Raw genomic sequence first — 13,390 nt, 5'->3', positions numbered from 1 at the left:
TGGCGATGTTTCTAAAAAAGCCGCGTCAGCGGCGACCGATATCATTCCCCCGGGTTTCAACCCGGGGAGGAACCACAAACTAACTTACAACCCCATGCAAACAACACAAACACAAGTAACCTGGCACATCGCTTGCCACGTCAGTGACATTCCCGAAGATGGCGGCGGCTGCGCGCTGATCGATGGTCGGCAAATCGCAATTTTCAACTTCGCGCGACGAGGCGAATGGTATGCAACCGATAATCAATGTCCCCACCGCCAGCAAATGGCCGTGTCGCGCGGGATGATCGGGAGCCATGAAGGTGAGCCGAAAGTGGCTTGTCCTTTTCACAAAAAAACCTTTTCCCTGCAAAGCGGACAATGCCTCAATGATGATTCCTATAAAATCAATACCTTTCCGGTGATGGTCAAAGAAAACCTCGTTTACATCGGAATATGAGCGAATGGAGAGACTCGACAAGAGCGTAGCAAGCAGTCTGACAAGGTTTTACATTGTTGCATTATGCGTTGTGGCCATGCTGACGATCAGCGGATTATTTCTGATTCGCAGAACGATTAACAACCTGAACCACGATAGCCGGATGGTGAACGTCGCCGGAAGGCAGCGAATGCTGAGCCAGCGACTCACCAAACTCGCTATCCTCAATGTCGGGGAAATGAAGCATAAGGACACAGCTGATTTTGCCGCGCTCTTGAAGATTTGGAAGGAAAGTCACGAAAATCTTGCCAATAAAAAACTGCCGGTTGAAAACGGACTGGTGACCTGGAAAAGCGCGCAGCTCGACTCCATGTTCCTTGATCTGACGCCGGTTTTTGACAGCATTTACGTAAATTTTACATCTGTCAATGACTCCGCGACGACACTGCCCGCCAAGCAGCAGGCACTCGATGCCATTTTGGAGAAAGAACCATTGTTTCTTGACAAAATGGACAAGATTGTCTTCCAATTTGACAAGGAAAGCGTCCAGCGACTGGAAAATCTGGAACGGATTGAATGGATTCTGGACATTATGACCATTCTCGTGCTGTTCGCGGAAGGCCTTTTGATTTTCAGACCGGTGGTGAATACAACCCGTCGTGTCGTCAGAATGCTGACCGAGTCTGAAAATGCGTTGCAACTTTCTAATCAAAAATTAAAGGAAGCGAATAGCCAGCTCCTTGAAGCGCAAAACGAATTGCTCCGCGTCGAAGAAGAGAAATATGAACTGCAATTGGCCGAGGACCGCATTAGAGCGGGTGCGTTGATTGAAGGGCAGGAGGAAGAGCGAAAGCGCTTTGCACTCGAACTGCACGACGGCATTGGCCAAATGCTGACCGGACTCAAACTGCATGCAGAAAAGCTCAAATCGGTGCAATTTCTGGATGAAAAACATCAGAAAAGATTTGAACAGCTGGTTGCGCTCATTCAGGATATCATTCAGACAACGCGGCAAATTTCCTTCAATTTGATGCCTTCCGTGCTGAGCGATTTTGGACTGAATGCCGCATTGCGATTGCTTTGCGAGCAAACCGCCGATTTATCGGGAATCAAAATAGAGTTTGACGGCGATACAAACAAGCGCATTGAAATGAGCCGTCCAATGGAAATTGGGCTTTATCGCATTGCCCAGGAAGCGCTGAACAATGCAGTGAAGCATGCCAATGCGGATAAGATCAAGATAAAGTTGGACCATAATAAGAATCGGATTGTTTTGGAAATTTCAGATGACGGAAAAGGTTTTTTAATTAGTAATTTGAAATCAGAAGACGGAATATTTCTTTCCCGAAACGGCATGGAAAACATCCGCACAAGGACGCAGCTGCTGAACGGTGAAATCGAAATTGTTTCAAAAGTGGACAGTGGAACAAACCTGATCGTCCGGGTTGATTTATAATTATTAATCCAAAAAACATTCATACATGCCCATCCGGATTTTAGTTGTTGATGACCACTCAGTTGTAAGACAAGGAATTATAACCCTTTTAGAAGATGAGGAAGACCTGTTAATCGCAGGTGAGGCGTCAGATGGCGATGAAGTTTGGGATATGATTGAAGATTTGAGTCCGGATCTGATTTTGCTGGATCTGACGATGCCAAAAATGTCCGGAATTGAGGTCATAAAGCAAATAGTGCCCGCGTTCCCGCATGTCAAAATATTGGTTTTCAGCATGCATAATAATGCGGAATATATGGTTTCCTCCGCAGTGCATGGCGCTGCGGGTTATCTGCAGAAAGACACCAGTCGCGACGAAATGTTGAAAGCCATTCGCAGCATTGCGAAGGGCGAACTATATTTTCCTCCTTATGCATCTTCGTTGATTATCAAGAACTTATTGAAACAAATTGCCCGAATTCCGGAACCAAAGGTCGAGCTTGAAGAAGGCAGCAATGACCGGTCGATCTGGAAAATGATCACACCGCGCGAACAGCAAATTCTGAAATGCCTGACCGAAGGCATGAGCAGCAAGGACATCGCCGAAAAGTTTGATATCAGCTCCAACACCGTCGCCAATCAGCGCGCCAGCATCATGAAAAAAGCCAATGTCAGGAACACGGCCGAATTGATTAGTCTCGCTTTGCGCGGAAATTGAAACATTATTTGCCCATCCAAACCTTAAAAGCCTGCACTTTTTCGCGGCTTACAATGCTTTCTTTACTGAAACCGGGCTGCAACTTCAATGCAAGTCGGTGACCGAAATAGTCGCTGATCTGGTTTACGGCTTTGACAGAAATGATAACCGACCGGCTGATGCGGAAAAATGCGGCGGGATCGAGCAGTTCTTCCAGCTCATCCATATTGTAATCGACGATGAATTGTTTGTCGTCATATGTTTTAAAAAAGCTGATCCGCTCTTCGCTGAAAAAGTATGAAATGGCCTCAACTTCAACAGAAACCAACTTCTGGATGTGTTTTACCAAAAACCGTTTGCGATATTCCTTCGGCTGAAACTGGTTTTGCAGTTCTTGCACAAGCTTCTCAATGTTCGTATTTTGATTTTCAGAGGATTGCCCGAATGTTTCTTTGAAACTTCTGTATTTGTCAAGCGCTGCGCTGAGATCTTCTTTCTGAACCGGTTTTAATAAATAATCAATGCTGTTGACCTTGAATGCGCGCAATGCATATTCGTCATAAGAAGTAATGAATATGACCGGCGTTTTGACACGGATCTGATCAAAAATTTCAAAGCTCTGTCCGTCTGCCAGCTCAATGTCCATCAGGATCAGGTCGGGATTTGGGTTGGTTGCCAGCCACTTAACCGTCGACGTGATGCTTGCCGTTATGCCGATCACGCGCGCAGCGGTGTCTACTTTTTTCAGTGTTGCTTTGAGTTTGTCCACCGCCAGGTCCTCATCTTCGACGATTAAAATCTTCATTTTAAATTATTTATCAATGGAATGATCACCGTAAATGTGTTGTCGGAATTGCTTATAATGATGTCGGGCTGGTTCAGCAGCCTGTATTTTGTTGAAATGTTTGCCAATCCTACTTTATTCGACTGCACCACGAGCCGCTTTTTGTGGAGCGAGTTGCTGACGATCAGGTTGTCGTTCTCGTCTGTTTTGATTGAAATGATCAAAGGTTCTTCTTTTAAAATAACGTTATGCTTCACTGCATTTTCGAGGAGCATTTGCAATGTCAGCGGAGGCAGAAGATGCTCCTCATAGGAATTGTCAATTTGAATGTCCAGCGCAATTCCCTCAGCATAACGCGTTTTGAGTAAATGAAAATAAGAATGGACAAACTTGATCTCCGCTGAAAGTGTGGTCAGTTCCTGCTCGTTGGTGCGGAGAAGATAGCGGTAAACTTTGCTCAGCTCATCCAAAAAAAGCTCCGCTTTGTCAGGATCTTTGTGGATCAGCGCGGAAAGGGAATTGAGGCTGTTAAACAGAAAATGAGGGTTAACCTGACTTTTCAACCCATCGAGCTGACTTTGCAAGTTTGCTTTTTTCAGCTTTTCCGCTTCCAGTTTCAGGTTTTCTGCTTCAAGCATTGTGTCGCGCCAGCGTTCAAAAATGTATAAACCTTCATAAAAGCTCGTTGCCACAAGATTGATCAGCAGGCCACACAGCATTGCGGCAATGAAATTTCCCAGATCAAACTGATAACCTAGAAATCCCGTCGCATAAAAACCGTAAAACAACGCGCAGGCAATGACGCCCGTCAGCGCAATGTAAATGGAAACCGAAACCAGCAGCCGGTAAGTCGTTTGCTGTACGCCCTGCATTGCCACCCGCATGTAATGTCCCGCAAGAATGTGCAGCCGCCAGGAAATTACCCAAACGGCTGAAACAGTTAATGTTGCATAAATAAAAACATGCATTTCATCCAGATATCTCGGTCCGAAAAGCAGATATGCGAGCGTGATGAAATAAGGCAGGCACACAAACAAAACCCATACATCTTTCTTGGTGATGGGGCTTTTTAATATTTCTTCAAACTTTGACATTTTTCGTAATTCTTCCGCTTTACAAGCAGCCATTGCCTAGGGTTTACTGCAAATATTGCCGCCTTGGCTGCGCAAATCAATGATCATTTCACCAGATTGACAAAAAGCCTGACCGAACTGCAATAACGAGCAGTTTATGGCTTTCAGACATTGTGACGTGCTTTTTGGCTGAAAGCGTGAAAGTATGAGTGAGCGTAATTTATCGCAATTCGGTAGGCGAAATTTGCAATTCAATACATACGGAAATGCGGTGAGCGAATGTAAAGTAGAGTTTTGTCAAAAAAACAAAACATTTATTAGACATGAAAACAATCATTTTATCCGCAATCACAGCAGCCATCATTTGGGGAGGCTGCAAAGAAGACGAAGTTGTAAAAAAGCAGCAGTATGTTTTGAATGAGGAAACGTCCGTTGCCGAATGGAAAGGCGCAATGCCCAACAATGCAAATACAGGATCATTTGCTGTAAAAAGCAAAGATCTGGAAGTTGAAAATGGCAAGGTTACGGGTGGCTCCTTTGTTATTCCCATTGCTTCAATCAAGAATTTCAACCTGCCGGATGCTGTAAAACCGCAATTGCTTGAACATTTGAAAAGCGCTGATTTCTTCAACATTGCGCTCCACCCGGTGGCTGCTTTCAAGATCATTAAAATTGAGCCGTATAGCGGCAAAGACACTGCCGCCGTTGCGGGTGCCAATTTTCTGGTAACCGGGGATTTTACGATGATTGGCCAGACGCATCCGGTTACTTTTCCTGCCAAAATCAATGTAAGCGCCAATGCACTGCAAACAGAAGCCAAGTTCAGCATTGATCGCACGAAATGGGGCATGAATTATGCAACCGACCCGAAAGCTGAGGGACATTACATTTACAACGATGTCGCTATTCATCTGAAACTTTCAGGCGCTCCGAAGCAAGGGGCGGTTAAATAACTTTTGGCGGGGAGGCCGAATTACAAATAGACTCAATCGGATCGAAATGGCATATTTGATGCCATTTCGATTTTTTTATATTTGTATCATTATAAAAACAATTTGTTTCAAAAATTCATGAGCCATCGCAGGAATGTTGTTACGCTTCTTTTGTTGTTTGCCAGTCTCAGTGCAATTGCACAGTCTTTTACCGTCAGTTCCAACAAACGTTACTTGATGAAGGATGGAAAACCGTTTTTCTGGCTTGGGGACACGGCTTGGGAGCTTTTCCATCGGCTCGATCGTGAGGAAGCATCTTTTTATCTGGAAAAACGCGCTGCTCAGGGTTTCACAGTCATCCAGGCCGTTGCGCTTGCAGAGTTTGACGGGCTTAATGTGCCAAATCCTTATGGAGATAAACCGCTGATAGACAATGATCTTACAAAACCTAACGAAGCATATTTCAAGCATGTTGATTTCATTGTTGACAAAGCCGCTGCCGTCGGCCTGAACATTGCTTTTTTGCCGACCTGGGGTGATAAAGTTTTCAAATCGACTTGGGGAAAAGGGCCGGAGGTTTTTAATGCGGACAATGCAATGGTGTATGGAAAATGGCTGGGTAACCGCTATAAAAATCACAAAAACATCATCTGGGTGCTGGGCGGAGATCGAAATCCCCGAAAAGGAGCGAACGACTTGGCCATATGGCGAGCCATGGCGGCAGGAATCGAAGCGGGCGTGGGAGGGGCGGGTAACGCAATGATCACTTTCCATCCGCAGCCGAATAAAGAAGGATCGGGCGAGTGGTTTCATGGCGACAATTGGCTGGACTTTAATATGTTCCAAACAGGACATTGCCGGGACGCAACTGTCTACGACAATATTAAGGGCGCTTACGATCGGCAGCCGACAAAACCTGTGCTGGACGGCGAGCCCATTTACGAGGATCATCCGGTGTGTTTCAATGCCGATGAGAATGGCACTTCAAGTGCTTACGACGTCCGAAAATCGGCGTATCTCGATCTTTTCGCGGGCGCTTTTGGGCATACATATGGTTGTCATGATATTTGGCAAATGTATTCGCCTAATCGTGAGGCGGTTAATGGTCCTCATATTTTTTGGCAGCAGGCTGTGGATTTACCGGGAGCCAGGCAAATGACTTTCGTCAGGAAATTAATCGAATCGCGCCCTATCACGGATCGCATTCCCGATCAATCCATTATTGTCGAAAACGACCTCGCATCGCACGACCGCATCCAGGCAACGCGGGGCAATGATTACATTTTTGTATACACGGCGACAGGCAAAACATTCTCAGTCAACTCAGGCAAAATCTCCGGCGAGCAGCTAACTGCCTTTTGGTACGATCCCCGCAATGGCAAAATCAAAGAAATTGGCAAAACGGACAACAAATCCATAAAAACATACACCCCACCCACCTCCGGCTACGGCCAAGACTGGATTTTAGTGCTGGATGATGCTTCTAAGAATTTTAAAATGCCGTGAGATTTGGTTAGTTCGATGGCTTGTTTTCCGACACCCTATTTGGAATATCGAGAAAAGCGTCTCTGATCTTTTCACGAAACATATTATGACGATGAACGAAGAGAGAAGCAAAACCCTCATTCATTATCGTTAGGTCATATTTGCAGACCATCTGACCATTTAACGCATTGGCCTTCTCAAACCATTGATTGAACAACCTGTTCCGACATCTGGCAAGATTATCCGCCGACTCACAAATGATGATAATTGATTTTCGGGGATTCTCTTTAAAGGCGTGAAGTAAAATGGTTATTATCGTGTCCAAGATTCTTTTATCATGACTTTGGGCGAGTACTTTTGATACACTGACGCCCAAATATAAAGCTTCACGTTCTTCGCCAGCGGGCTCAAATGTGAAGCTTAGTATGTGCTCATTAAATTCAGGATGCGAATTGAAATAGCCTGTGGAGTTTGTAAAATAGGCGATGTAGACGATGTTGCACTGCGTGATGAACCAATATTTTTCCGGATCTTCACTTATAATCTCATATGGGTTTAACAAATTTAATTCCGCGTGCATGTATTTCTTCAATCGTTATTTTGCCTTGGAAATACTCCGAAACGGTTCGTTGATCATCAAGCATTTTTTGCAAAAGGCTTGACTTTGAATTGCCGTTCGCAATTCCTGCCATTTTTATCAAAGCTGATTGTTTCATCGGGTAAGCATCTAAATTTGAGTACGTTGGATTAATACAAATAACTATCAAAAATGAAAGGAAAGCAAAATTCAAGGCGATCAATGTTCTATCGGCTTGTGTTGATGAATTAACGGTCAGCCATGAATTTTAAATACAACTTCCTTATCAACAACAAATCGCATCGCTTAAAACCCACAAAGCACTCTTTCTTCTAGCGCAGGAAAACTGAGCTGGTTGGAATCCGCTCGGCTTGGGCGAAGGATTTTTTGTAGTTTGTTTGGATGCGGGTGAGTTCGCTGGTTTTTTTCTGTGCTTTCAAGCTTTGATAGAGCCCTACGGTCGACCAGCCATTGCCCGGATTCCACATGAGATCTTCTCGGTAAATTTTTTCTGCACCGACCGGTTTATTCATTTTTAACAGATATGCGCCCAGAAATTGCCTTGCCGGGATCGGCCAGTCGTTTGGCTCGGTGTAAATGAGGCCATCTTCGATTTCAATGGCTTTGTCTAAGCTGGCAATGGTCTGGTCGTAATTTTTGTTGTCAAATGCGATGGCGGCAGTCAGGATTTCGGCGGCAATGTTGGCAATGGGTGCGAATGAGTTAAATGGAACGCGTCGTTTGTTCAAAATCGGATCTTTCGATTTTTCCAAAAGCGATGTCAACTCCGCTTTTGCTTTGTCGGCAGCGCTTGTGTTGACATAAGCAACGCCTCTTGCAAAATTGCGCAACAATGCCGCATAAGTCCATTTTGGATCGAGTTTTGTGGTGTCTTTCAATATCTCGTCCCACTTCCCGAGCCTTACCAATGTCAATTCCGGCAGCATAAACAAATATTGATCATACGGGTTTTCGTAAACGGGCGCAACAGTTTTCCTGAGCCGGTTCGCGGTGTTCATGCCCGTTTGATATAATCCAGCACTCATTGCGCAGTAAGTCTGAACCGCAAAATAATGCGGGCTATGCTTTACCAAACTCAGGTTTTTGGCCAACGAATCGTATTTCAACAACGCCGCGTCAGCGTGGTCATTCACATCCACGCCTTTCAGAAAAAAACCATTGCGCTCATATTCATGGCTCGACATATGCACCATATGCGCAACGCCCGGAAGCTGGTCGCGCAGCTTATCCGCATTAGGGAGCGCGACTTCCGGATTTCGCGAGGCTTCGGTCAAGTGGATGTGATAATGCAGGGCGGCAGGATGGTTTGGATTTTGCTTCATCACCTGCTCGCAAAGCGCAATAACTTCGTTGGTCCATGCTTTGGGCGTGCCATCATTATTCCAAAAATCCCACGCATGAATGAGCATGACGGCATCTACAAAGAGCATTTTAATGTCCTGATCTTCCGGAAATTGTGTGATCAAATCATGCGTTTTCTGCGCATAAGCCACATTTAAGGCCTTTCTGTCTGCATCCGAAGCATCGGCCGAATAACGGTTGTTCATCACAGCGATTAGTTGCTGTTCCTTTGGACTTGCTTTTGGTGCGAGCTCCTTCATTTGCTGTAAAACCGCGGGAATAGACTGCGGTTTGGTGTACAAATGCGCACTGTTGTAATAAGGCCCCATTGCCAATGCCTGCCCCCAAAACGCCATTGCACATTCCGGGTCCAGCCTCGCTGCTTCCTGAAACGAAGCCAGTGATTCCTTCATATGGTAACTATAATACATGGTCAGACCCTGATTGAAATAAATCTGAGCGCTGTCGTTTTTTGTCGAAACCGGGTAAGCGTATTTTCCCCAGCCCGGTAACACAGCAATAAACTTCCCATTAGCCGCAGCAACCACATTCGCATCAGGCACAGGTCCGCAAAGCGCGATCGCATTCTGCGTTTTCCGTGTGTTTTGGTATAAATCAAAAATATTGAAATGAAACACCAAAAAGCTGATCAGAACGACTGGAATGAGCAGTAAGGAAAGGAATGTATTTTTCATTTTAATAGATTTTGCGTCAGCTAAGCCATTGCGACGGACATGTGCGAGCAAGACGGATGATTTAAATATAAATCCTTTATTTCTTTTTTCGAGCAATACAGTCTGCATAACCGCGCTTTTGGTGCGCTGAGGGTACGATAATTGTCAAGAAACCATTTTACACTTCATCGACAAACAGATAATGAAAGACAAAGTACGCATTCAGCCATTGGCATCAGCCTCCGGCGAAGAAGTCCACGAACCGATTTCGCGCAAAGGATTTTTATCATTAACCGGCCGATATGCGGCCATCGGGGCCGTGAGCGGTTTGGTTTTAAAGAGCTCGCAGGAAGTGCTCGGTCAGAACGCAAAAAAAGCAGTTTCTCCGCCCGTGCGCGTTCCCGCCAAGTCCGAAGACCCCATCGTTTTGGAAAAATGGAAGTCAGAAAATGACCAGCAAAGCGGTCCAACGCCAACGCCGCTTCCGCCTGGTTCGCGCGTGGGCTATGCCGTTGTTGGGTTGGGACATTTGTCTTTGGAAGAGATTCTACCAGCGTTAGAAATGTGCAAAAAATCGAAACTGACGGCACTTGTGAGCGGAAGTCCGGAAAAAATGAAAAAGGTTGCAGCGCAATATGGCGTTAAGTCGGAGAGCTGTTACAGCTATGAAACGTATGATCAGCTGAAAAATAACCCGGAAGTTGACGTGATCTACATCGTCTTGCCAAACGGCTTACACAGGGAATATGTGGTTCGCGGCGCAAAAGCTGGAAAGCACATTTTGTGTGAAAAACCAATGGCCAACACAGCGGCAGAATGCAAGGATATGATTGCCGCATGCAACCAGGCCAACGTGAAACTGATGGTTGCTTACCGCATTCAATATCAGCCGCATAACAGGAAGTTGCGCGAAATTTTGCAGAAAAAGGAATTTGGCACAACGAAAGTGGTGGAGGCTTCCAATTGTCAGAGCACTGCAAATCCGGATCACTGGCGTCACAAAATCAAACTTGCAGGCGGGGGCGTCTTACCCGATATCGGTCTTTATTGCCTAAACACGACACGGTTTGTGCTGGGCGAGGAGCCAACCGAAGTATTTGCTTATCAATACAGCACGCCGGGCGATCCGCTTTTCAAGGAAGTGGAGGAATTTGTTTCCTGGCAAATGCGCTTTCCCAGCGGTGTTATCGCAAGCTGCGTGTCCAATTATGACGTCCACGAAAGCCGTCGCTATCGTGTGCTCTCCGAAAAAGGCTGGCTGAACTTAGACAAGGCCTATGCCTATAAGGGCCAGGAATTAACGCGCGCAAAGGCGGACGGAAAAATGGAGTTGCATGAAACCATTGGCATTGCCGAGAAAAATCAGTTTGCAACCGAAATCGACCATTTTTCGGACTGTGTCATCAACGACAAAAAGCCGTTTACACCGGGAGAGGAGGGTTTGCAGGACCATATCATTATGGAAGCAATTTACCAGTCTGCCCGGGAAGGCAGGCCGGTAAAGATCACTTCTGAGGCAACCAATGCATCGCTGCACGGCCCAGAGCCAGAAATGGAATAAGTATTAGTTTTTTGCAAGATCAGGTCGGCCAAACACTTCGTTTTCCGGCCTGGTTTCTATCCACCAGACTTTTTCAAGTTTCGGGTCATAATAACGTGCTAGCTTACCTTTGAACAAAACGACCCTTTTTATCTCGCTTTTCAGCGGTTTAATGTTGCTTCCGGTTCCATAAACCTGACGGAAACCATCCAGAAAGTAAGCTTCATTGTCCAAAACGGAAATATCAAAAGTTGACGCATTCTGCGTCTCTGCATTGCCAGGCAATAACGCAGCAGACGGAGCATCCTTGTATAAGGGAAACGAGAGATATTTCAATTTGGTATAAGTGCCGTCGTGTCCCCATTCTTTGGACAACCTCGTGTCATCAAGCAGATAAGGCGAAGACCTGAATGCTTCATTGACTTCTGTATGCGTTGCCCGCTTGCCATCAAGATATAATTCAGTAATTCCTTCATAGCCTAAAAATTCGCTACGCCTATCGAAATAACCGTTTCGGAATTTCGTAATGACATTTTTTGGAAAGGGATGATATTTTTTAAAGTCTGTTAGAAGCTGAATTTCGGTTCGGTAAAACGACAATAGTTGACTTAAATAATCCCTTACTTCACTTTTGACATTGCGGGGGTTTGCTTTTTCGGGATATTTTTTATGTCGCGGATTGTAGTAACGACCTCTGATGGTGGAGTCGTTTTTTGCCGGAATAAACGATATCGAAAGGCGCCCGTAGCCCAGATTTAGACCTCGTGTATACATTTCCTTGACAAAATCCCGGTAATTGGGATGTACAAGTCGCAACGAACGGAAGTAATATCCGTTGGTCACGGTGTCAGGACCCACTTCGGTGAAATAATAACCTTGATTATCCGTCTTGAATGTTTTTACAACGTCCTTTTCTTCAAGTAACTCTATCCGCGCATTCGCAATCGGCTCTCCCGTAGCGGCGTCTAAAAGAATTCCAGCGCAATATCCAAAGTCCTCTTCGATATTTTCGTTTTCAATCAAGTCCTGAATTGGATCAGGCTTAGCGGGATATTTCAAGAAAACGCCTTTGCTGCTGAGTGTATCTATTTCTTCCAAAGCTGGCCGGAAAGCAACGAGCATTACAAGCAGAAGCGGAAGCACGAACAGGAACCGGGTCAGATAAATTTTTGGCGTGCGCGCCTTATTCATCATAATGATCCGCTGTTTGAGCGAAGCAAAATTGAACTGATTGGTCAGCCGGTAAGCTGGCACGCCTGTGACTTTCAGTAACAAATATTGATATTGCTTTGCATCCACGTCATTTTTCAAAACCTGATCATCCGCAATGTATTCCAGGTTTTGCCGGATCGCATAACGGATCAGCCACGCAAACGGATTATACCAATTGAGAATGCACAGCATTTCGGCCCAAATGTTGTCAAACGTATGCTTTTGCTGCACATGCACATATTCATGCAAGATGATTTTTTCAAGCTCGTCTTCCTGGTGCATCTTCGGATTGACGAAAATCGCATTGCCAAAAGAAAACGGAACGATCTCACGATCAATGTGATAAAGCTTAGCAATGTCTTCTGAAACCAGTCGCGCCTTTCTTTTAATGCGAATGTATAAATAAAAATTCAGGCAGAACCGGGCGGTCATTGCGATGATTCCGGCTATAAATATGATCGCAAGCCAGTTTACAGGTTCCTGTTGTTCCGCACTTGAAAGCGGCGTTGCGACAGCGGTTGCTTCCACATAATGGCTCACCCGCGGCACCTGCTGCACCCAATCACTCGCACCAAGGCGTTGCTCGGAAACGAATGAGCTGACGTCGATAAACGGAATGCAAAACGCGAGCATGGAATAAAGCAGCAAATACCAGCGATTCCAGTTGTAAAACGTATGGCGACGGAGCACTGCATAGTAAAACAGGCTGGTCACCGCCAGTCCAACGCTCAATTTGACGAGATATTCGGGCAATTCGGTCATCGCGATGCATGTTTAAATCCGACTATTTTTTACCTTCTATTAATCCAATGATTTCCTTCAATTCTTCGGTTGAAATCTTATTTTTCTGGACAAAAAAGCTAACAAGTTCTTTGTAAGAATCTTCAAAATAATCTTTTACAACATTGCCCAAAAACTTCTGTTTATAAGCTTCTTCGGTTATGACGGGCGCGTACAAATAAGCATTGCCGATGAGCCGGCTCTGCACGAACCCTTTCTTTTCCAGGTTCTTAACCGTTGACGCAAGTGTGGTATAAGGCGGAACAGCGTTGGCAAACGCAGCCATGAAAGACTTCACGCTTCCTTCGCCCGTTTTCCATATCGCCTGCATGGCTTCTTCTTCTTGCTGCGTGAGCTTTTCCATATCTACGAGGTTTTCGTAAATCTACGAATTTGTCGTAGTTAATTCCAAGTCTTTTCT

Annotated in this window: 12 protein-coding genes; 6 read left to right on the top strand and 6 right to left on the bottom strand. The window is 45.3% G+C overall.

The genetic code is table 11. From position 1 onward, the window contains the following. The first annotated feature begins 94 nt into the window (after positions 1 to 94). The 3 genes from nirD to LZG73_RS25115 are packed head-to-tail and all read left to right on the top strand — an operon-like array spanning position 95 to position 2,571. A complete protein-coding gene (gene nirD, locus LZG73_RS25125; RefSeq protein ID WP_233855554.1) occupies positions 95 to 439 on the top strand; it encodes a nitrite reductase small subunit NirD in 345 nt (114 codons plus the stop codon). Positions 440 to 443: 4 nt separating this feature from the next. After that, the gene (locus tag LZG73_RS25120) at positions 444 to 1,874 is read left to right on the top strand and encodes an ATP-binding protein (RefSeq protein ID WP_233855550.1); all 1,431 of its coding nucleotides are present in this window, start codon (positions 444 to 446) and stop codon (positions 1,872 to 1,874) included. Positions 1,875 to 1,899: 25 nt separating this feature from the next. Next, on the top strand, positions 1,900 to 2,571 hold the full coding sequence (locus LZG73_RS25115) for a response regulator transcription factor (protein WP_233855549.1): 672 nt from the start codon (positions 1,900 to 1,902) through the stop codon (positions 2,569 to 2,571). Between the two features lie 4 nt (positions 2,572 to 2,575). Here LZG73_RS25115 and LZG73_RS25110 read toward each other — a convergent pair whose 3' ends face one another. Together LZG73_RS25110 and LZG73_RS25105 are read right to left on the bottom strand one after the other, a co-directional pair. Next, on the bottom strand, positions 2,576 to 3,355 hold the full coding sequence (locus LZG73_RS25110) for a LytTR family DNA-binding domain-containing protein (protein ID WP_233855548.1): 780 nt from the start codon (positions 3,353 to 3,355) through the stop codon (positions 2,576 to 2,578). Further along, positions 3,352 to 4,461: a sensor histidine kinase gene (locus LZG73_RS25105; RefSeq protein ID WP_233855547.1), complete on the bottom strand. Its 1,110-nt coding sequence runs from the start codon at positions 4,459 to 4,461 to the stop codon at positions 3,352 to 3,354. Before LZG73_RS25105 ends, LZG73_RS25110 begins: the two co-directional genes overlap by 4 nt. A gap of 269 nt (positions 4,462 to 4,730) precedes the next feature. Here LZG73_RS25105 and LZG73_RS25100 point away from each other — a divergent pair, with 269 nt between their 5' ends. Continuing rightward, positions 4,731 to 5,360, top strand: coding sequence for a YceI family protein (locus LZG73_RS25100; protein ID WP_233855546.1), 630 nt, complete (start codon positions 4,731 to 4,733; stop codon positions 5,358 to 5,360). A 117-nt stretch (positions 5,361 to 5,477) separates the two neighbouring features. Next, positions 5,478 to 6,845, top strand: a complete 1,368-nt coding sequence (locus LZG73_RS25095; RefSeq protein ID WP_233855545.1) for a glycoside hydrolase family 140 protein — start codon at positions 5,478 to 5,480, stop codon at positions 6,843 to 6,845. Between the two features lie 7 nt (positions 6,846 to 6,852). On the opposite strand, the gene LZG73_RS25090 is transcribed toward LZG73_RS25095, so the two are convergent. Together LZG73_RS25090 and LZG73_RS25085 are read right to left on the bottom strand one after the other, a co-directional pair. Continuing rightward, a complete protein-coding gene (locus tag LZG73_RS25090) occupies positions 6,853 to 7,404 on the bottom strand; it encodes a DUF6169 family protein (RefSeq protein ID WP_233855543.1) in 552 nt (183 codons plus the stop codon). 329 nt (positions 7,405 to 7,733) lie between these two features. Continuing rightward, a complete protein-coding gene (locus LZG73_RS25085) occupies positions 7,734 to 9,458 on the bottom strand; it encodes a hypothetical protein (protein WP_233855541.1) in 1,725 nt (574 codons plus the stop codon). A gap of 181 nt (positions 9,459 to 9,639) precedes the next feature. Here LZG73_RS25085 and LZG73_RS25080 point away from each other — a divergent pair, with 181 nt between their 5' ends. Further along, a complete protein-coding gene (locus LZG73_RS25080; protein WP_233855539.1) occupies positions 9,640 to 10,998 on the top strand; it encodes a Gfo/Idh/MocA family protein in 1,359 nt (452 codons plus the stop codon). Positions 10,999 to 11,001: 3 nt separating this feature from the next. Here LZG73_RS25080 and LZG73_RS25075 read toward each other — a convergent pair whose 3' ends face one another. Further along, positions 11,002 to 12,951, bottom strand: coding sequence for a M56 family metallopeptidase (locus LZG73_RS25075; protein ID WP_233855537.1), 1,950 nt, complete (start codon positions 12,949 to 12,951; stop codon positions 11,002 to 11,004). Positions 12,952 to 12,973: 22 nt separating this feature from the next. Next, complete coding sequence (locus LZG73_RS25070) at positions 12,974 to 13,333, bottom strand: BlaI/MecI/CopY family transcriptional regulator (RefSeq protein ID WP_233855535.1); 360 nt, start codon at positions 13,331 to 13,333, stop codon at positions 12,974 to 12,976. Positions 13,334 to 13,390: the final 57 nt, after the last annotated feature.

The organism is Dyadobacter sp. CY326, assembly GCF_021390515.1.
Lineage (GTDB): Bacteria > Bacteroidota > Bacteroidia > Cytophagales > Spirosomataceae > Dyadobacter.
This window is presented reverse-complemented; position numbering and strand designations above follow the sequence as displayed.